The sequence below is a fragment of the Paenibacillus alginolyticus DSM 5050 = NBRC 15375 genome, assembly GCF_000422905.1.
In the GTDB taxonomy this organism is placed as follows: domain Bacteria; phylum Bacillota; class Bacilli; order Paenibacillales; family NBRC-103111; genus Paenibacillus_E; species Paenibacillus_E alginolyticus.
Genome location: NZ_AUGY01000022.1, coordinates 48,719 through 69,241 on the forward strand (window position 1 = coordinate 48,719; position 20,523 = coordinate 69,241).

Here is a 20,523-nt window from a genome sequence, read left to right on the forward strand (position 1 = left end):
ATCGCTATGGAGACAGCCTGACGTTAAACCTCGATTATAACTATGAAAATCATCGTTAAGTGAGTCAATTTAGATCATTCCATTCGGTTAGTCAGCGTGCTTGTTAGCGCACAATCCTCGTGCCAATCCCCGTGCCCTTCAGCACTTTGCTCAGCACATTCGGCTCAGAGCCATTCACGATGACAACTTCCTGGACTCTGCCTTGGATACAAGCAATCGCTGCTCGAACCTTCGGAATCATGCCCCCGTAAATATCGCCACTCGCGATCATCTCTTCAATCTCTGCTACGCTGACAACGGGAAGCACCCGCTTCTCGCCATCCACTGTTTTCATAATGCCGGGAACATCCGTCACCACAACCATCTGCTCCACACCAAGGTGAGAAGCGACAGCTCCTGCCGCCGTATCTGCATTAATGTTGTAACGCTGGCCGCCGTCGGCGCCAAGTCCAACTGGTGCGATAACCGGAATGTAGCCCATACTTACGATACCTTGAATCAGCTCAGCGTTCACTTTCGTGACATCACCAACAAGACCAACCTCATGGCTATTAGCCACCGGCTTCGCTTCAATCAAATGTCCATCCACACCGGACAATCCAAGCGCCATTGCGCCTGTTAACTGAATTCGGCGTACGATCTCTTTGTTGATCTGGCCGGAAAGCACCATCTCCACTACGTCGAGCACCGCTTCATTCGTCACCCGCAGGCCGTTCACGAAACCAGACTCTATTCCGAGCTTTCCAAGCGTTTCTGAAATGGCAGGACCTCCACCATGAACGATAACAGTTACTATACCCTCATCCTGAAGCTGACGCATATCTTCAAAGAAACTCATCGGCAACGCCGCTAGCGTGCTGCCGCCGCATTTCATCACAAAGCAATTGTTCTTCACAAGCTTTCGTTCCCCTTTGCTTCCTTATGTGCTAGCTGTAACAAACCTAAGTCCGATAAGCCGCATTAATCCGCACATAATCATATGTTAAGTCGCAGCCCCAGCCCGTAGCCTTGCCAGCGCCCATATGTAAATTCACATGAATTTGAATCGTGTCTGTTTTCAAATAGGCAAGCGCCGCTTCCTCGTCGAACTTCACCGGACGCGACTGCTCTAGCACTGCGATATCGCCTAGGCGAATATCGACGGTGTTCACGTTCACCGGCTGTCCCGAGTAACCGACAGCCGCAATGATCCGACCCCAGTTCGCGTCCGCGCCATAAACAGCGGATTTGACCAAGCTAGAGCCAATGATCGACTTCACGATCTTGCGTGCCGCATCGTCGCTCTCCGCGCCGACCACCGTCGTCTCGATCAGCTTCGTCGCGCCCTCGCCGTCGCGCGCAATCGCCTTGGCGAGGTACTCGCCAACGTACTGGAACCCTGCCGCGAACGCTTCCCAATCCGGATGCTCCGGATTCAATGCTTCGCCGCCGGCCAGCCCGCTTGCCATCACCACGACCATGTCGTTGGTGCTCGTATCCCCGTCAACGGTGATCATGTTGAACGTAGAATCTGTAATCCTGCTCAGCAGCTGCTGCAGGTATTCACTCTCAATCGGCGCGTCGGTTGTCATGAAACCGAGCATCGTCGCCATGTTCGGGTGAATCATCCCCGAACCCTTCGCTGCCCCGGCAATGTGAACCTCCTTGCCGCCAACAACAACACGGACGCACGTCATCTTCTGCGTGAGATCCGTTGTCAGGATCGCTTGGCAGAAGTCTTCGCCGCCGTCTGCCTTCACTTTAACCGGCAGCTGCTCGATGCCGCTCAGCACTTTCCCCATCGGCAGAAGCTCGCCGATGACGCCTGTGCTCGTCACGCCGACGTGGTGCTCCGCCACGCCTAGCGCCTTCGCACTAGCAGCGCGCATCGCGTATGCGTCGTCCTCGCCTTGCTGGCCGGTACACGCATTCGCGTTACCGCTGTTGACGATCATCGCCTGCAGCTTGCCGCCTTGGGCGATGCTCTCTTGCGTCACGCGCAGCGGTGCCGCCTGGAACGCGTTCAGCGTGTACACGCCCGCCGCTGCCGCTGGTACATCACAGACGATTGCGCCCAGATCGTAGCGCTCCGTCTTCTTCAATCCACAGTGCAGACCACCTGCACGAAAGCCTTTCGGCGTCGTTACTGTGCCCTCAGGCACGACAGTAAAGCTCACTTGATCAAGCATGTTCGTCCTTCACCTGTCCTCATCTTCTCGTTATGGATACACCGGTGCGAACAACAGCCCTGTCGTTTCGTCCCAGCCTTGCATAATATTTAAATTCTGAATGGCCTGACCTGCAGCGCCTTTAACCACATTGTCGATGACGGAAACGATGGTCACACGCCCCGTACGCTCATCCACCGCAAAGCCGATGTCGCAGTAGTTCGAGCCGAACACTTCCTTCGTTGAAGGGAGCTTACCATTTTGACGAATCCGCACAAATCTCCGGCCTTCATAATACTGACGGTACAATTCGATGAATTCCTCAGCGGTGTGTTCACCTTGTATCGTTGCGTACATAGTAGACATAATTCCACGAGTCATAGGCACAAGATGTGTCGTGAACGTTGTAACAACTGGCTTACCCGCAACACGGCTGAGCGCTTGCTCGATTTCCGGAATATGCTGATGCTTATTCACTTTATAGGCTGTTAAATTCTCATTCACTTCCGCGTAGTGCACGCCTAGATTAACGCCGCGACCTGCTCCGGACACGCCAGATTTAGCATCAATAATAATCGTTGAGGGATCGATCCAACCTGCTTTAACTGCAGGAATGAGACCAAGCAGCGTCGCCGTCGGATAGCAGCCTGGGTTAGCGATTAAATCACTGCCCTTCACTTCGTCCCCGAACACCTCAGACAAGCCATAAATCGATTGCGCCAATGCTTCCTCAGAAGCTGCCGGCTTTTTATACCATTTTTCATAGTCAGCACTAGATTTCAATCTTAAATCCCCAGATATATCAATGACTTTCAGGCCAGCTGCCAGAAGCTTTGGTGAAAGTTCTGCACTCACACCAGCTGGTGTCGCCAAGAACACAACATCCGCTTTGCCCGCAATCAAGTCAACATCAAGCACATCTAGAATATCCACAACCACTTCCTGCAAGTGTGGAAAATGCTCCGCAAGCGGCGCTCCTGCATTAGAGGTCGAGATGACCGAAGTAATCTTCACCAACGGATGCGCCTGCAACAGACGAATCAACTCCGCACCACCATAACCCGTGGCTCCAATAATAGCCGCCCTAAATCCATGACTCATTCGAATTTCCCTCCCGATGTTCCGAAAATATATGTATTATTATACAGTCGTATACATAATAATTCAATGAATTTTTTTGTGCTAATTTTGACAATATTATTGTGCCTAAGCAGGGAATTTCAAGGTTTTTTTACATTAAAAACGACATGTCTTTCTTTCTTTGGATTCCTGTCTTTCGACAAGAAGTATACACAATATGCATCAATTAAACGTAACATGTGCATAAAAACAATTCTTTCTCTTCGATACCTTTTGTATGACAAATCAATTATCCCAAATTATAAGCCATACAGGCAAATCTTGTATGTGATTATTGTGAACTATTTAAGAAGTGTGGGTAAATGGTGCTGTTATCCACAGATTATACACACTTTATCCACAGGCCGTTTGTTTCTTTACAAAGTTATACACAAAAAAGACGCACCTAAGTGCGCCATTCTATCACAAAGCTCTCGCTATGCATGTCGTTTGAAACCTTCCCCTAATACTTCATTCGTTTCACTTAAAATGACAAAAGCCTGCCGATCCACCGACTGGACTAGCGTTTTCAAACGACTTACTTCATTTTGTTTCACAACGACCATCAAGACCGTTCGCGATTCACCTGTAAATCCTCCGGACCCATTAAGCTCTGTAAGTCCACGGTCCAAATCATATAAAATTGCTTTGCGTATGGCTTCTGTATGATCGGAAATAATGAAGGCCACTTTGGCATAATTGAAGCCGAGTTGAACGATATCGATCGTTTTCGTGGTGACAAATAACCCAATTAAACCGTAAAGGGCATTCTCTGGTGTGAAAACAAGTGCGGAGCTTAGAATGACCAATCCATCAAAAACCGCTACCGAAAATCCTAAACTTAAGCCTGTGTATTTATGCAGTATTTGCGCGGCCAGTCCAAGTCCGCCTGTAGATCCTCGCCCTCGGAAAACGATGCCGAGTCCAAGTCCAACACCAATGCCTCCATAGACAGATGCAAGCAATGGATTGTGCGTTGGCACCCCCAAATGGCTTGTTACGAGTACGCACAGTGGAAATATGACCGACCCGACTGCCGCCTTAACCCCGAATTGCCCGCCTAGCAGCCATAGGGCTAACAAGAAAATCGGGATGTTCAGGGCCCACTGCGTAATCGCTGGGTTCAGACCTGTCAAATGCTGAACAATCGTTGAAATACCTGAAACCCCGCCCGTCGCAATTTGATTCGGGTTCAAAAAACAGTTAAAACTAGCCGCCATAATCAGCGAGCCGATCAGCATCAATGCATATTCAAATACGGTGTGTGCTGGACTTCCTATCCGTATTCGCGGTTCTTTTCTGGACACGAACGGCCCTCCTCCCGGTATCAAGCCAACTCCTACAACAGGGGTGCACTCATATTTTTACCGTAAAATATCTCGTCCATTTCCCACTTCACACTTTCTGTAATGTCCTTCTGCTCTGCTTCACTCAGCTTGTCTTTTGTGTAACCGAACAAATAATTGTTTAAATCAAATTTCTTCAGCTTACATTTCGTATGAAAAATATTTTCCTGATACACGTTCACATCGATCATGTCGTACATGCTTTTGATTTCCTCAGGAATGTAGTTCTGAATCGAGCTAATTTCATGATCAATAAACAACTTATGCCCGTTTATATCCCGTGTGAAGCCTCGAACCCGATAGTCCATCGTCATAATATCCGTATCGAAGGAATGGATTAAGTAATTCAGTGCTTTTAGCGGCGAAATTTCCCCGCATGTGGATACATCAATGTCCGCCCTAAACGTGCTAATCCCTTCATCAGGGTGATATTCCGGATAGGTATGAACCGTGATATGGCTGGTGTTCAGGTGCATAAGCACCGTCTCTGGCAGGGGCCCAGGGGATTCCCTGAACGAAGCTTCAGGAGCGCCCTCAACAGGGCCTTCAGAAACCAACATCGTTACACTTGCCCCTTGCGGATCATAATCTTGTTTGGCCACATTGAGCACATGAGCACCGATAATATCGGCTACCGCTTTGAGAATTTTGGTTAACCGGGCAGCATTGTACTGTTCGTCAATATATTCTATGTAGGCTTCGCGCTCTTCTTTGGTTCTGGTGTAGCAGATATCATACATATTGAAGCTCAAAGATTTCGTAAGGTTGTTAAAGCCGTGCAGCGTAATGCGCTGCTCCGTAGTAAGTGTCATGTTTCTTCTTCCTCCTTGTTGTTCCATCCCTACTCTTTCCTTACCCAAACCCTGAATGACATTAAACTTGAAAAAATCCTACACCTTTCAGATGTAGGATAAACGTCTAAAGCTCCATGTATGCGTTTTGCGTTGAGTGTTCCGTACACCAAGCTCTTCCAGTACAAAGCTCTTGTGCATACGTTCTACTCCGGCTTCCGGATCTGATGACGCAGGTAAGCATCGATGAACATATTGAGATCTCCATCCATGACTGCGCCAATATTCCCAGTTTCCGCTGAAGTTCTGTGATCTTTGACCATGCTATAAGGATGAAACACATAAGAACGAATCTGACTGCCCCAAGCAATGTCAGACTGCTCGCCGCGAATCTCTGCGAGATGCTTCAGCTGCTCTTCGATCTTCCGCTCGTAGAGTTTAGACCTAAGCATCTTCATCGCTTTCTCGCGGTTCTTAATCTGCGAGCGCTCTTGCTGACAGCTCACCACGACACCCGTTGGTATATGCGTAATCCGCACAGCCGAATCCGTGGTGTTGATGTGTTGACCGCCGGCGCCGCTTGCGCGGTACGTGTCGATCTTGAGATCCTCGGAGCGGATCTCACCCACGTCTGTGTCGTCTTCGATCTCCGGCATGACGTCACACGACGCAAACGAGGTGTGACGACGACCGGAGGCGTCGAACGGCGAGATCCGGACGAGCCGATGCACGCCCTTCTCCGCCTTCAAATAGCCGTAGGCGTTGAAGCCTGTGATCTGCAGCGTGACACTCTTCACGCCGGCTTCGTCGCCGGGCAAATAGTCGAGGACCTCGACTTTGTAGCCCCGCTTCTCCGCCCAGCGGCGGTACATGCGCAGCAGCATCTCCGCCCAGTCCTGCGACTCGGTGCCGCCCGCACCGGGATGCAGCTCAAGGATCGCATTCAGCCGGTCATACGGCTGATTGAGAAGCAAGCCAAGCTCGAAGGATTCGAGCTTCTTCTTCAAAGCATCGATGCCTGCTTCAATGTCTTTCGCTAGGCCGGCATCGCTCTCCTCTTCCTCGAGCTCGACCATGACCTGCAGGTCGTCGAACTCGTTCGAGAAGCCTTGGAACTGATCGACGACACTTTTGATGGCGTTGAGATCCGCGATGGTCTTCTGGGCACGATCATTATCGTCCCAGAAGTCCGGCGCCCCCATTTTTTCCTCAAAATCCCCGATCGCTTCAAGCTTATGATCTAAGTCAAAGAGACCCCCGTAATTCGGTTAGTCGCTTTGCTGTCTCTCTTAAATCCTGTTTGACTTCTGGTTCCAGCATGTCTTACACCTCATTTATTCTCTCGTGCCTAGGTTATACAGATCATGGTAGCAAGCTAGTAGCTAGCTTGGCTTTAGCTGCCTTGTCCGTGGCACTGCTTGAATTTCTTCCCGCTGCCGCATGGACATGGGTCGTTGCGTCCAATACGCTGCTCATCGCCGCGCACGAGCGGTTTCTTCCCGCCAGCTTCGTTCTTCGTGTCCACCGCTTGACCTTCGGCTACCGCTTGACGCTCTAGGTTGCTCTGTACGTGAGCCTTCATGATGTACATCGCGACTTCTTCGCGGATATTATCGATCATTTCTTGGAACATCTCGAAGCCTTCGAATTGATACTCACGCAGCGGATCCGTTCCGCCGTAAGCACGAAGATGAATACCTTGGCGCAGCTGATCCATCGCATCGATGTGATCCATCCATTTGCTGTCTACTGCACGAAGAGCAACGACCTTTTCGAATTCACGCATGAATTCTTCACCGATCTCAGCTTCACGCTCATCATAACGTTTGCTAACAAGATCTTTGATGTAGTCAATAATCTCTTCTTGTTCTTTGCCCCAAAGATTTTGATCCGTAATCTGGCCTTCTTCAGTTAAGAAGTTGTTGTTCACGAAGTTAGCCACTTCCTGAAGCTCCCACTCCTCCGGAATTTGTTCCTCCGGACAGTGTGCTTTCACGATGCGTTCGATAACCGCGTTGATCATACCTTCGATGACTTCACGAATGTTTTCGGACTCCAGCAGCTCACGGCGCTGTTTATATATAATTTCCCGTTGTTGATTCATGACATCGTCGTACTGAAGAACGACTTTACGAACGTCGAAGTTGTTACCCTCTACGCGCTTTTGGGCCGATTCGACTGCACGAGAAATTAATTTACTTTCGATCGGTTGATCTTCTTCCATACCCAGGCGGTCCATCATCGCCATAATATTGTCAGCGCCGAAACGTTTCATCAATTCGTCCTCAAGGGAGAGGTAAAACTGTGAAGAACCAGGGTCACCTTGACGGCCTGCGCGTCCACGCAGCTGATTATCGATCCGTCTGCTTTCATGACGTTCTGTACCTATGATATGCAGCCCGCCTGCATCATGTACGCCTTCACCGAGCACAATGTCCGTACCGCGGCCTGCCATGTTCGTTGCAATCGTTACAGAGCCTGGTTGACCTGCACGTGCTACGATTTCAGCTTCTTCTGCATGATACTTCGCATTGAGTACTTTGTGCTGGACGCCTTTTTTCTTAAGCATTTCCGAAAGTTTCTCGGAGTTCTCAATAGATACCGTACCTACTAGTACCGGTTGATTCACCTTATGCCGCTCTACGATTTGCTCAACAACCGCTCTGAATTTACCCATCTCTGACTTGTAAACAACATCCGGCATATCCTTACGGATCATCGGACGGTTTGTCGGAACAATGATAACTTCAAGACCATAAATTTTCTTGAGCTCTTCCTCTTCCGTCTTCGCTGTTCCTGTCATACCCGCCAGTTTGCGGTACATCCGGAAATAGTTCTGGAATGTAATTGTCGCCAGCGTCATGCTCTCATTCTGAACTTGCAGCTGCTCTTTGGCCTCAATGGCTTGGTGCAGCCCATCACTATAACGACGGCCTGTCATAATACGGCCTGTGAATTCATCAACAATCATGACTTCGTCTTCTTGTACCACATAATCCACATCGCGCTTCATAATGAACCGAGCCTTAAGCCCTTGAGTCACGTGATGATTGATATTCACATTCTGATGATCGAATAAGTTCTCTATGCCAAATGCTCGCTCCGCTTTAGCTACCCCTTCTTCAGTAAGAGCTACGGAACGCACTTTGATATCAATCGTGTAATCCTCTTCTTCTTTCAACTTAGCCACAAAACGGTCAGCAGCGTAGTACAAGTCTGTCGACTTAGCAGCTTGTCCCGAAATAATCAACGGCGTTCTCGCCTCATCGACCAGAATGGAGTCAACTTCATCGATTACCGCAAAATAAAGCGGACGCTGAACCATCTGCTCTTTGTAAAGCACCATGTTATCACGCAAGTAGTCAAAACCATATTCGTTATTCGTACCATACGTAATATCACAAGCGTAAGCCGCTTGCTTTTCCTCATGAGATAAGTCATGCAGATTAACCCCAACCGTCAAGCCGAGGAACTGGTAGATCTGACCCATTTCTGCGCTGTCACGTTGAGCCAAATAGTCATTGACCGTAACCACGTGTACGCCTCTGCCAAGCAAAGCATTCAAATAGACAGGGAGTGTTCCAACTAGCGTTTTCCCTTCCCCTGTTCTCATCTCGGCGATACGGCCTTCGTGAAGCACCATGCCCCCAATGAGCTGAACATCATAATGACGTTTACCCAATACACGTAAACCCGCTTCTCTAACAACAGCAAAAGCTTCTGGTAACAGATCATCAAGTTCTTCGCCTTTTTCCAGGCGGTTTCTGAACTCAGTTGTCTTGCCTTTCAATTCCTCATCGGACAGCGGTTTAATACTAGCTTCAAGGTCGTTGATATAATCAACGGTCTTGAGCATCCGTTTAATTTCCCGTTCATTGGAATCACCAAAAATTTTCTTCACTAGTCCTAGCATCGGTGAACCCCTTTCCCTTGCATTCGTATCCTTAAATTGTACCACTTTTGACGGTCTTGCCGCAACAAATGACCATTTCTACATCGATACACAAAGTCCAAGGCGGATGAAAAGATCACGTTTTTCCTTTTTACATAGTATTTAATCGATGTCCTGATTGCATGCATGAGAAAAAGCTTAATTCGACAAAATCGAATCAAGCTCATTTTTTTGATATAGGGATGTCTCAAATTGCTCCGCTTTCTTATTAAACAGCTGGCTCAATCAGACCATACTTGCCGTCATCACGTTTGTAAACTACATTGACTTGATCCGTATCCATGTTCGAAAAAACGAAGAAATTATGACCAACCAAGTTCATTTGTAAAATGGCTTCTTCCACATCCATCGGCTTCAAATCGAAGCGTTTGTTGCGGACCAATTCAAAATCATCTTCCTCTTCCAAATAAGTGACCGGCGATGTTTCAACCTTAAATAAATCACGCTTGCCGCCTTCTTGGCGAATTTTTCGATTCGTCCTCGTCTTATGCTTACGAATCTGGCGCTCCAACTTGTCTACGACCAAATCAATCGACGCATACATATCATTGTTGCGTTCTTCAGCTCGCAGCAGCACGCCTGTTAAGGGGATACCTACCTCAATCGCTTGTAAACCTTTAACCACACTTAGCTTTACTTGTACATCAGATGTAAGGGGAGCTTCAAAATACCTCTCTAGTCTGTTCAATTTCTTGTCGACATAGTCCCTGAGGGCTTCAGTTACTTCAAGGTGTTCTCCGCGAATGCTAATCATCATAGTTAAACATCTCCCTTCCTTCTTACATTATACTACATTCAACCCCCATCTTCATAATTCCTTTAAATTCCGATCTTACGATTTACGCAAAAAAACACCCCAGAAGCATGCCCCAGGGTGCTAGTTAGTTCATAGATGTATTCAATCGGCACAAACGTGCCGGAAGCTTAAACTCTGCTTACATTAGCGGCTTGCGGCCCACGTGCGCCTTCTACGATGTCGAACTCTACAGCCTGACCTTCATCTAACGTTTTGAAGCCTTCTGATTGAATCGCTGAGAAATGCACGAATACATCCCCGCCATCTTCACGCTCAATGAAACCATATCCTTTTTCTGCGTTAAACCATTTTACTTTACCTTGCATAACGTACACATTCCTTTCGTTTTAAAAAATATTAAAATGTAAGCCCTTACTTTTCGACTATATCACCAGCCCGCTTGACCTGTCAATTTCTAACTCACCATTTGATGAAATATTTTGAAAATTCGGGTATATACAAGCCGTGGATAAGTGCAGAATTTGTAAAAACTTGTCGTATCGGGCTTCTTTACATTTTATCAACAAAGTTATGCACATAATTGTGCACATTATCCACAGGTTGTGGGGAGAGAACTTTGGATAACTTGGGTTCATTGTGGTTGGTTTATGCACAAATGGGTTTTACCTGGGTTGCTTGTCCACAGGTTATAGTTGGAAATTAGAAAAGCAGATGAAAAAAGAAAAAACCTTTTGCCGCGGCAAAAGGTTCTGGTCCACTATAACTATATGCTTATGATTTACGGTAATAACCTACCACTTTCTCCACTGCATTTACTACATCTTGAATATCGGAATCTAACATCGCAGGAAACAACGGAAGTGAAATAATTCCTTCATATAAAGCTTCTGCTATAGGGGCAATCCCCTTCTCATAACCAAGCTCTTTATAATAAGGATGATAATGAACTGGGAGATAATGAACATTAACACCTATATTTTCTTTACGCAATGCGTCAAACACTTCTTTTCTTCCAGCTGTAAGCTCGTTAAGTTTAAACTGAATGATATAGAGATGCCAACTCGATTCGCGATCAGGCTTTTGAAAAGGAGTGATAATAGTAGAATTCTTAGTGAAAGCCTCAGTGTAATGCTTGGCAATCTCCATCCTTCTCTTTACGAAATCATCTAGTTTCCCTAACTGTGAGCTTCCTAAAGCAGCTTGGATATCTGTCATCCTGTAGTTAAATCCTAGTTCATGCATTTCGTAATACCAATCGCCTTCATTCTTTAATTCAAGCAAATCTTTGTCACGAGTAATACCATGACTGCGGAACAAAAGAAGCTTTTCATATAAATCAGGCGAATTCGTTGTAATTATACCACCCTCACCAGTGGTTACGTGCTTCACCGGGTGAAAGCTAAACATAGTCATATCTGCGATCGAACCAACTTTGCGCCCTTTATATTCTGCACCAAGGGAATGTGCCGCGTCTTCAATGACAACCAGCTTCCGTTCTCTGGCAAGTTCCATAATCTCGTCCATATCAGCAGGCTGCCCCGTAAAATCAACCGGTATAATAGCTTTCGTTTTAGGTGTAAGTAAGGACTTAATCTTATATTTGTCGATATTATAGGTATCTGGTTCAATATCAGCGAACACGACATCTCCACCGCAATAACGAACACAATTCGCGCTTGCGGCGAAGGTCATCGGTGTTGTAATAACCTCATCCCCGACGCCAAGCCCTGCAGCAAAACAAGCCCCATGAAGAGCAGCTGTCCCATTCGAAAAGGAAACAGCATACTTAGCTCCCACATACTGAGCTACCGAGTCTTCAAACTCTTTAATTTTTGGTCCTTGCGTTAGGAAAGGAGACTTCAGCGTTTGTATAACCGTCTCAATATCAGCTTCATCGATCCACTGCCTGCCATAGGGAAGCAATGTACTTCGAACGGATTGCCCTCCTAAAATGGCTAACTGGGAATTTGACGTTTGTACCAAGTGGATCACCTCCGATGTTTATAAAATAGGCTGAGGTGCAGTTCGCGACCACACATCAGCCCTCATGATATTACAAAATGGTCTTGATCCATTCTTCTGTTAATTTCAAGCCACTATCAAGTGAAATCTTTGGCTCCCAACCTAGTAATTGTTTAGCTTTTGACGAATTGCAAAGAAGCTTTTGAATTTCGCTCTGTGGATGGATATGCTCCACATGCTCGATTCTGCTTTCATCTCCAACTATTAGTTTCGCTAAATCATTCACCGAAATATCATAGCCAAGTCCAGCATTCACGATGTGTCCATCTACCTTATTTGAATATCCCGCTTCTACCACAAATCTCGCACAATCATCTACATACAATAAGTCCCGAGTCTGAGTTCCCTCGCCATAAATGTACAGCGTTTCACCCTTAAGCTTTTTCTTAATGAAAATGGCAACTACTCCACCTTCACCACCAAACTTTTGAAAAGGACCATATGTATTAAATGGACGGACCACAACCGCGGGCAAATCATAGGCGTAGAAATAGGACAATACCATATTCTCTGCTGCAATCTTTGCACCTGCATATGGGGAAGCTGGCTTGATTGGATGTGCCTCTGTGATGCCGGTTTCATCGAGACAACGATCATAAACCATACAAGTACTCATGAACACAATTTTCACCTTATGCTTGCGACACTGTTCTAGTACATAAAAGGTTCCTAAGGTATCATTGTTGAAAGTGGTGCGAGGATCATCAATGCTGTCCTGCACATTGATGCTCGCTCCGAGATGATAGCAAACATCAAATTTATGTTCAAACAATTGATTCAAAGCTATTTCGTCTTTAATGTCCCCGTGTACGAATTGTTGAAACCCTGGATGAGTCTTAAACTCCGCAATATTAGACTCTTCACCGTTGGATAAATCGTCCAATACCCACACATATTGACCATCGTCTAGTAATCTTTTAACGACCCATCTACCTATAAAACCAGCACCGCCAGTAACTAAAACATTCATTTATATCGTCCTCTCTCGGATACAGTTCGAACTACTATAGAGTGTAAATGTGATTACAAAATCATATCCAGAGTTACAGCTGTTCCTCTTGCGATGTCCTTATTTACCTTTTTACCTAGAAGCATATCCAAGTATTTAGGCGGTAGCCCTAGACCAGGGCGAATAACACGCAAATTGTCCGAAGTAAATGTGTCCCCCGCTTTAATATCCCTAACTACGTATAGGGAACGTCGGAACTTCAAGGAGTTCTTCTCTTTCTCGCTAACGCCATATGAAATAGAACCGAGACTTTGCCATGCGCGCTCTGTTTCCTGAACCAAACTTAACATTTCCGCTGGCTCTAAGGAGAAGGCACTGTCTACGCCCCCATCCGCCCGACTCAATGTAAAATGCTTTTCAATTACAGTCGCCCCCAAAGCAACGCTGGCAACTGCGACGCCAACTCCTAACGTATGATCGGATAAACCAACCTGAACGTTAAATAATTGTTGCAAATGCGGTATCGTTCTTATATTTGAGTTTTCAGGTGAAGCTGGATAGGAACTAGTACACTTTAGTAAAACAAGATCTTGACATCCAGCTTCTCGGACGGTTTTCACAAGCTCATCCAATTCTGCGACACTTGCCATCCCCGTTGAGGCAATAATCGGCTTGCCCGTCGAAGCCACTTTGCGAAGCAGCGGTATATCCGTATTTTCAAAAGAAGCGATCTTGTAGCATGCTACTCCCAAAGATTCTAGGAAATCGACTGCCGTCTCATCAAATGGTGTACTAAATCCAATCATACCCAGCTCTTTACAACGGTCGAAGATCGCCTTGTGCCATTCCCAAGGCGTATGTGCCTGTTCATACAGCTCATACAGAGATTGGCCCTTCCACAAGCTCTCAGCGTCGTTGATGAAGAAGTCCGGCTGATCCGATTTTATCGTCATGGTATCGGCTGTATAAGTTTGAATCTTCAACGCATGTGCGCCCGCTCGAGCCGCCGCTTCAACAATTTCAAGCGCCCGCTCCAATGATTGATTATGGTTACCGGACATCTCCGCAATAATAAAAGGTGGATGATGAGGGCCAACCTTGCGGTTATCGATGATTATTTCAGTCTTTTGCATGCTGCTGCCCCCCGTTGTGATAAATTGATTATTTTTCTCAAGTAAACCTACTCAACAACTTTTCTTTAATAGCGTACCATTGGTCGGAAAAACAGGCAAACAATACTAAATCTTCGTATTTGCTATTTTTCCAAACATGCCTTTCTAAATAACCTTCCTGAGTAAAACCCAATCTAGTATGATAACGTAGGCTTGCTTCATTATATGCAAATACTTCTGCACAGACTTTACGTAGATTCAAATGCTCAAAAGCTTCCGTCAGAGCATGTATCCCCATAACCGTTCCACTTCCTCGAGGTACATCCGTTTCACCAAGATAGAAACCCCAATTGCATCTATTGTGTGTTAAGCCTATATCCGTAAAATTCACGACGCCGATGGGTACTTGCTTCAACTCAAAAATGTAATATCGATGTGCTAGATTATTCAAGATCCGTGAAAACCATGCACAATGGTTTTCCCAAGTAATTATCTCGTCGGAATACATATTAATACGAATTCGGTCTGAATTTCGCCACTGAAGTACGATCATCAAATCCGATTCCCTCATTGGACGTAACTTATATTCATTAAACGGTTCCATGACTATTCCCTCGTATCGTTATTTTATCTCCAGTGACATAAGGACTTCTACAACTTCACCGGTTCCTCCTGCTAGAAGATTACCCATTAACTCCAACCCAATACGACTCATTTTGGTTAGTGACTCTGGACTTTGAATAAAACGCTTAAGGGCTTCCAATATTAATTGTGAAGATACATGGGTATAATGACCTAAATAGAAAATTGCTTCTGTCTTGGCAATTGCTTCTGTCACTGCAATCTGATTGTCAGCCGTCGTAACAGTAATTGCTGGCAACCCCAAGGAACACCTTTCCCAAGTAGTAGTGCCACCTGCCCCTAGAGCTAGATCGGCTTTTACCATCAACTCAGCGATATGATCGATTTGAATATACAAGTTTGTGTTTGGCATCTTTGAGCAAAGTTTAGAAATTTGATCTTTGTAGGCATTAGACCCACCCACAACTACATCTATTATAATCGTTTCGCAGTTCAGTAAGGATATAGCTTTCAGAGCTTTTGACGTTTCATTCGTTGGATCACTGCCACCGAAAAACACAAAAAGCCTTTTAACGTCTCTACCTCTGACCTTAGCGTATGTTTTTGCAGCCTGGAATTCTTCACGTAATAAAGCATAGCGGGGTCCAAACAATTTTATGCAATGATCAGGAACCATGCCATCGTAACGGTTTTCCTTATCATCATAAAAGTTCTGATCAAGTAATATATCACAGTCATGAGAACGGTTTGCTAAATCATCAATAATCATTATTTTATCTACATACCCACGTATTCGTTGTTCCCATCTTATATCAATAGCATAATGATCGATGATTAACAAATCAATGTGGCCTTGGATTTTTCTAATGATTTCAGACGTCTGAAAGGCATCTGTTTCCCACGTTTCACCCAACCAGTGCTCATATGATTTATTCCAATCGTCATCCTGATTAGGCTTTTGGATAGTGGAAGAAGGTAATAAGTTCACATTGTATCCTTGTTGTTGAATAAGGTAGCACAGTTGTCCCGATTGTTCACGGCAGATAAACTGTACTTGGACACCTTTCCGCCGTATTCCGTCGGCTAGCGTCAAACATCTCATTACATGCCCGGTTCCCATCAGAATAGACGCATCTACTCGAAAAACCACTTGCACATTATCAAACCCTTTCTGAAAAAAGGAAAGAAAAAACCCCGCAATTCGGGGTTCTTATATTTTTTTATCAACTATAATGCCTAGTTTCTCATAAAAGTAAGCAACGGTATCCATAACTTTTTTGGATGGAATTTCGTGTATAACTTCACTTGTCTTATCATCGATAACCTGTACATAATATTCATTCAACTTGTCATGCAAGATGAAATGTAGATGAGAGTTCTTAGACTCTAACATTTTGTTGAGATGACCGAGTTCCTTGTTAATGTCTTCTTTGCTGTGTATGCGCTCTTGTTGGACCTCACCACTCGGAACATCTTCTTTGCCGGTTATCTTTTTTTCAATTGTTTTTTCCAGGGTAAGGGATGTGTCACTAACCGATTGGATCTCCATTTTTATCTCCTTCCTGCCGTTTTTTTATGGAGGTATCTATCTTTTTTTGTCGAGGAACGCTCCGTACGGCATTTGTCGTAAATAAGAATCATATTGCGTAGAGATGGTTCGGGCATTCTGAGTTTCTGTTATCTTTTTGTCTAAGTTATATAGCGAGGATTTAACAAAATTCATTAACTCCATTTCCTTCATCTGCCAAGATTCATATAAGGATCTATATTGGTTGGCATTTTCCGTATGGTGAAGGTTAGAGTCTAATCGCTTTAATAGTAGTTCTCGCTCTTCAAACAAATGGTTGACTGCTGCAATGTCATCCGTTTGTTCCGAGATCATTACAACCTGCAGCAATTCCACTGTTTTTTCGATTAACTCTTGAAACAACTCCTCCGTTGATTCCATTGAACACCTCCTACTATCTTTGACTACGAGCAAGAGTCATAGCTTGTTTCCACGTGTCGCGAAACTCCACAAAAAAGCTCTCAACCTCATCCAAGATAGCAGTGTCTTTCGAGATATTAGCTTCAATGAGTCTGCGTTTCATGTAATCATATAGTGAGAGAAGTTGTTCTGATATCGGGTATTTCCTGTCAAGAGTAATAATTAGTTCATCGACAATATCCTGAACACGGATGTTATGTTGATGAGCAAAATTAAAATCCTTTTTCTCGATTGCTTGCTTGGCTCGCTTTACGAATGTGATGGCTCCATTATAAAGCATGAGCGTAAGTTCTTCCGAAGGGGCCGTTTCCACTTGGTTTTGTTTATAATTTCGGGCAGATGGCTGAATCATAGAGGTCCTCCGTTATTTGAAATAGCTCGAAAGCTGTGTCCCTTGGGAATTCAGCTTATTTAAGGCTGTTTGCATGGTGGAGAATTTGCTGTATAACTGCTGTTCGTAGTCATTCAATCCGGATTGTGCAGTACTAATTTGAGTTGTGTAATTATCAATTTGTTGATTCAAGTAACTTTTTGATGGTACAACTTGTGTTTTTTGCGTAAGTTGGTTAACAATATTAACCTTGATATGTTCATACAAGCGAGTACCTATTCCAGCATCTGACGAGTTGGTAAGTAAGCCATTAGCACCACGAGTACCATCCTTTGTAAATAGAGCTGCTACTTGATCGGGAGAATTGGTTAGCGCCGTACGCAGCTTGTTTTCATCAATGTAGATTTTTCCTTTTTCCTGAGAAGCCAAGATTGCTGAACCACTGCCTGCAACAGCCGTTGTAATCCCAATATCCGCCAAATTCATGTATTGACCCGCTGCAATCCCGGAAACGTTATTTGAAAGATCAGATCGCATTGCATCCAATCCGGTACTTAATATGCTGTCGTTCTGAAGCAAACCTGATTGAGCCTTTGAATTCCAGAGGGTAATATCCGAATCTTTCATATTCGTTTTCTGGGTGTCCGTAAGCGGAGTATAATCGCGATATTTAGGTTCGATCAACTTGGCGTTTACTTTATCGATTAATGTATTGTATTTATCAAAGAAACCCTTGATCGTTGTAACGACTTGATCCACATTCGAGTTATTAGATCCGTTAATTGTATAAGGGGTAGCGCCGGGATCCGCCAATAAGGTGAAACTAAAGTTGTTCAACATAAAGGAATTCGATTTTACGGACACATCGCCTGTGCCGTTAAAGTTAACAAGAGCATCCTGTCCTTTAAACACATTCGTCTGCGCAGAAGTCGCTAAGTCCGGTGTACTATTGGCATTTGGGGTCGTTGTATCCGATAGATTTAGTTTGTCTCTCAATATATTTGTATTGCTCTGATCGATAACTTGTAATGTATTCCCCGCCGCTCCTGTTTGTGCGTTAACGAGCGTCAACTTGTCCGTAAGTTGGTCATAATTTGCTTTAACACCGGTAGTCGTTGTTTTGGCATTTATTTTAGAGACGATCTGGCTTATGTTATCACCATTTAAAATATTAACTGAATCAGAACCCACACTTCCCGTTATCTTTAGCGTTGCGTCTGCTACAGCAAGAGGGTTTGACGAATTGGCTGATATTCCTAATGCAGCACTGCTAGTGATTGTCGCATTTTTCGCAAGTTGTTTTACTTGCAGGGTAAAATTCCCTGTAAGTGCATTGGCAGCTGGTGTTACCTGCACTTTGTCAGTATCTGAGGCTGATAAACTGACTTTTTTCGCTAAAAAGGTAGATTGAAGAGTCAGTTTTTGCGCTTCAGTCATAAAACTCGACATATCCGTGTTCATGTTACGATAGGCATCACGTTGCCATCCAAGAACTGTCATTTTTTGCGTCATTTGATCAATAGGGACACGTTTTGCCTGCATCATTTGACTAACAAGCGTATCAATGTCTAATCCTGAAGAACCTAATCCATTAATTCGAGTCGTCATAGCAATCACCTTTCATATCAGATTTTATAATTACTTATTATATCGGCAGATGAATCTATTTTCATTTGCTATTTTTGTTGAATATTCGAATTAATTAACATCCATTCTGGATTTCTCTGCATTAGAGCCGCGGCTTCTTGCCATGAAAATATACGCCCAGATTGGTATAATGTCTCATAGATTTTAAGGATTAAATCCCAATCTTCAGGTGTGTCAAGCGTCCAACGATAATCAGCGTATCCATCTTGGTTGATTACTGATCGGCACGAAAATCGTTCCCTGTTAGTATAGATATACGGAGTTACATGCTCTCGGTGATGAGGTTCCCGCGCCTCACGGTGAGCAACTTCCAACGAAGCGAATGACATTACCTCAGTATCCAATCCACGCGGAAAAGTTCGATCTAAGGTATTGCTCGCGTAATCGCACACTGAATTTCCAAGATATTCTTTAATAACTAGAGAAGAAGTTTCAGGATCGATCAACGGACAATCGGAGGTAATTCGAATTACCGTTTCAGCTCGCGCCCTTAGAGCAGTTTCATAATATCGTGATAATACATCTGACTCACTACCGCGATAAACATTAACCCCCAAACGTCTGGCTTCTTCTATAATTAAATCGTCATGACTAGCAAGCGTTGTAGCAATTATAATTTCCTGCACGTTTTGAAAAGCTTCTGTCCTCTCGACTACGTGTGCGAGTACAGTTTTATCAATCAACTTTTTCAAAACTTTTCCCGGAAGTCTGGTAGAACCCATTCTAGCCTGAATAATGACTACATTTCTCATTTAGTTTACCTCTACACTAATTTTTCTTCCCGTATCCAACTTCGCAAGGTATCCCGAGTAATGGGCTGTTCTTGGTGTGAGTTGACAGCACTTGGCAGCATTTTTATTGCTTCCGGATACGGGCGTTCAAGTATGTTTTCCTTAAAGGGGGAAGGAACAATATACATGTCTGAAGTTTCCCATGCATGCAATATTTCTTCTTCAGTCATTAGTTCTTCATACCGTTTTTCTCCCGGTCGCAGTCCAATTTCTTTTCTCAGGATCTCATCGGAAATGTTATGTTTTTGGCATACTTCCTCAACGAGGACATCGACCAAATCAGCCAAAATAACCGTTGGCATCTTTAAAACGAAAATTTCCCCGCCCATAGAAATTTCATTTGCTTTCAACATAAGCGTAATAGCCTGAGTAGCCGTCATCATATAACGCGTCATATGTAAATCCGTAACGGTCACCGACTTGCTTTCCAAAATCTGCTTATAAAAGAGTGGAATAACAGAGCCTCTTGAACCCATTACATTACCGAATCGAACAGCAGCAAAAACGGTTTGTTTAGGCCCCTTTTGATACTCTGCCGCCGAAATCAGTCGCTCGGCCATAAGCTTGGTTGCACCATAAGTATTCGAAGGCGATATTGCTTTATCTGTAGAAGTAAATAACACTTTCTTTACCCCGTTTTGTATCGCTGCTTGAATCATGTTTTGGGTGCCAATAATATTGGTCTGCACGGCCTCGAATGGATTGTACTCACAAAATGGAACATGCTTCATTGCCGCTAAATGAAAAACAAAATCAATATCTTCCATGGCACGATTCAATCTCTGTGCGTCACGAATGTCTCCGATAAGAAAACGCAATTTCGATTGATGTTCGCTAAACATCCGCTGCATTTCGAATTGTTTGTATTCATCACGACTTAGAATTCGAATAACTTGTGGGTTTTGCCGCAATAAATGACGGGTAAGAAGTTGTCCGAGCGTTCCGGTACCGCCTATAATCAAGATCTTTTTTCCCTCATAATTCATGTTA

Annotated in this window: 20 protein-coding genes; all 20 read right to left on the reverse strand. The window is 44.6% G+C overall.

What is annotated here, in order from left to right:
• Window positions 1-103 precede the first annotated feature (103 nt).
• The 20 genes from argB to G519_RS0112075 all read right to left on the reverse strand — a co-directional run bounded on the left by argB (window position 104) and on the right by G519_RS0112075 (window position 20,519).
• Window positions 104-874, reverse strand: a complete 771-nt coding sequence (gene argB / locus G519_RS0111980; RefSeq protein WP_036632765.1) for an acetylglutamate kinase — start codon at window positions 872-874, stop codon at window positions 104-106.
• A 67-nt stretch (window positions 875-941) separates the two neighbouring features.
• Window positions 942-2,168, reverse strand: a complete 1,227-nt coding sequence (gene argJ, locus G519_RS0111985) for a bifunctional glutamate N-acetyltransferase/amino-acid acetyltransferase ArgJ (protein ID WP_029194892.1) — start codon at window positions 2,166-2,168, stop codon at window positions 942-944.
• A gap of 30 nt (window positions 2,169-2,198) precedes the next feature.
• The gene (gene argC / locus G519_RS0111990; protein ID WP_029194893.1) at window positions 2,199-3,248 is read right to left on the reverse strand and encodes an N-acetyl-gamma-glutamyl-phosphate reductase; all 1,050 of its coding nucleotides are present in this window, start codon (window positions 3,246-3,248) and stop codon (window positions 2,199-2,201) included.
• 455 nt (window positions 3,249-3,703) lie between these two features.
• Window positions 3,704-4,573 (reverse strand): YitT family protein, encoded by an 870-nt coding sequence (locus G519_RS0111995; RefSeq protein WP_029194894.1) that lies wholly within the window; start codon window positions 4,571-4,573, stop codon window positions 3,704-3,706.
• 32 nt (window positions 4,574-4,605) lie between these two features.
• Window positions 4,606-5,424: an adenosylmethionine decarboxylase gene (gene speD, locus G519_RS0112000; protein ID WP_029194895.1), complete on the reverse strand. Its 819-nt coding sequence runs from the start codon at window positions 5,422-5,424 to the stop codon at window positions 4,606-4,608.
• A gap of 185 nt (window positions 5,425-5,609) precedes the next feature.
• A protein-coding gene (gene prfB, locus G519_RS0112005; RefSeq protein WP_127527829.1) for a peptide chain release factor 2 occupies window positions 5,610-6,723 on the reverse strand; the annotation gives its coding sequence in 2 pieces (ribosomal slippage) (window positions 5,610-6,650 and window positions 6,652-6,723; 1,113 coding nt in all).
• Window positions 6,724-6,796: 73 nt separating this feature from the next.
• Entirely contained in the window at window positions 6,797-9,316 is a 2,520-nt protein-coding gene (secA, locus tag G519_RS0112010) for a preprotein translocase subunit SecA (protein ID WP_029194897.1), read from the reverse strand.
• 247 nt (window positions 9,317-9,563) lie between these two features.
• Window positions 9,564-10,112, reverse strand: a complete 549-nt coding sequence (hpf, locus tag G519_RS0112015; protein WP_029194898.1) for a ribosome hibernation-promoting factor, HPF/YfiA family — start codon at window positions 10,110-10,112, stop codon at window positions 9,564-9,566.
• 167 nt (window positions 10,113-10,279) lie between these two features.
• Window positions 10,280-10,477, reverse strand: a complete 198-nt coding sequence (locus tag G519_RS0112020; protein ID WP_029194899.1) for a cold shock domain-containing protein — start codon at window positions 10,475-10,477, stop codon at window positions 10,280-10,282.
• A 406-nt stretch (window positions 10,478-10,883) separates the two neighbouring features.
• On the reverse strand, window positions 10,884-12,095 hold the full coding sequence (gene pseC, locus G519_RS0112025) for a UDP-4-amino-4,6-dideoxy-N-acetyl-beta-L-altrosamine transaminase (protein ID WP_174806649.1): 1,212 nt from the start codon (window positions 12,093-12,095) through the stop codon (window positions 10,884-10,886).
• A 70-nt stretch (window positions 12,096-12,165) separates the two neighbouring features.
• A complete protein-coding gene (locus tag G519_RS0112030) occupies window positions 12,166-13,104 on the reverse strand; it encodes a dTDP-glucose 4,6-dehydratase (protein WP_029194901.1) in 939 nt (312 codons plus the stop codon).
• Between the two features lie 53 nt (window positions 13,105-13,157).
• Window positions 13,158-14,216 (reverse strand): pseudaminic acid synthase, encoded by a 1,059-nt coding sequence (pseI, locus tag G519_RS0112035; protein ID WP_036632757.1) that lies wholly within the window; start codon window positions 14,214-14,216, stop codon window positions 13,158-13,160.
• A gap of 37 nt (window positions 14,217-14,253) precedes the next feature.
• Window positions 14,254-14,799 (reverse strand): UDP-4-amino-4,6-dideoxy-N-acetyl-beta-L-altrosamine N-acetyltransferase, encoded by a 546-nt coding sequence (gene pseH / locus G519_RS0112040; protein WP_029194903.1) that lies wholly within the window; start codon window positions 14,797-14,799, stop codon window positions 14,254-14,256.
• Between the two features lie 18 nt (window positions 14,800-14,817).
• Complete coding sequence (pseG, locus tag G519_RS0112045) at window positions 14,818-15,933, reverse strand: UDP-2,4-diacetamido-2,4,6-trideoxy-beta-L-altropyranose hydrolase (protein ID WP_029194904.1); 1,116 nt, start codon at window positions 15,931-15,933, stop codon at window positions 14,818-14,820.
• A gap of 54 nt (window positions 15,934-15,987) precedes the next feature.
• Window positions 15,988-16,326, reverse strand: a complete 339-nt coding sequence (locus tag G519_RS0112050; protein WP_051253339.1) for a flagellar protein FlaG — start codon at window positions 16,324-16,326, stop codon at window positions 15,988-15,990.
• A 36-nt stretch (window positions 16,327-16,362) separates the two neighbouring features.
• Complete coding sequence (locus tag G519_RS0112055; RefSeq protein ID WP_029194906.1) at window positions 16,363-16,725, reverse strand: hypothetical protein; 363 nt, start codon at window positions 16,723-16,725, stop codon at window positions 16,363-16,365.
• A gap of 13 nt (window positions 16,726-16,738) precedes the next feature.
• Window positions 16,739-17,116 (reverse strand): flagellar export chaperone FliS, encoded by a 378-nt coding sequence (fliS, locus tag G519_RS0112060; RefSeq protein WP_029194907.1) that lies wholly within the window; start codon window positions 17,114-17,116, stop codon window positions 16,739-16,741.
• A gap of 12 nt (window positions 17,117-17,128) precedes the next feature.
• Window positions 17,129-18,703, reverse strand: coding sequence for a flagellar filament capping protein FliD (gene fliD / locus G519_RS0112065; RefSeq protein ID WP_029194908.1), 1,575 nt, complete (start codon window positions 18,701-18,703; stop codon window positions 17,129-17,131).
• 68 nt (window positions 18,704-18,771) lie between these two features.
• A complete protein-coding gene (locus tag G519_RS0112070) occupies window positions 18,772-19,494 on the reverse strand; it encodes a cytidylyltransferase domain-containing protein (protein WP_029194909.1) in 723 nt (240 codons plus the stop codon).
• Window positions 19,495-19,505: 11 nt separating this feature from the next.
• A complete protein-coding gene (locus G519_RS0112075; protein WP_029194910.1) occupies window positions 19,506-20,519 on the reverse strand; it encodes a polysaccharide biosynthesis protein in 1,014 nt (337 codons plus the stop codon).
• Window positions 20,520-20,523 lie beyond the last annotated feature (4 nt).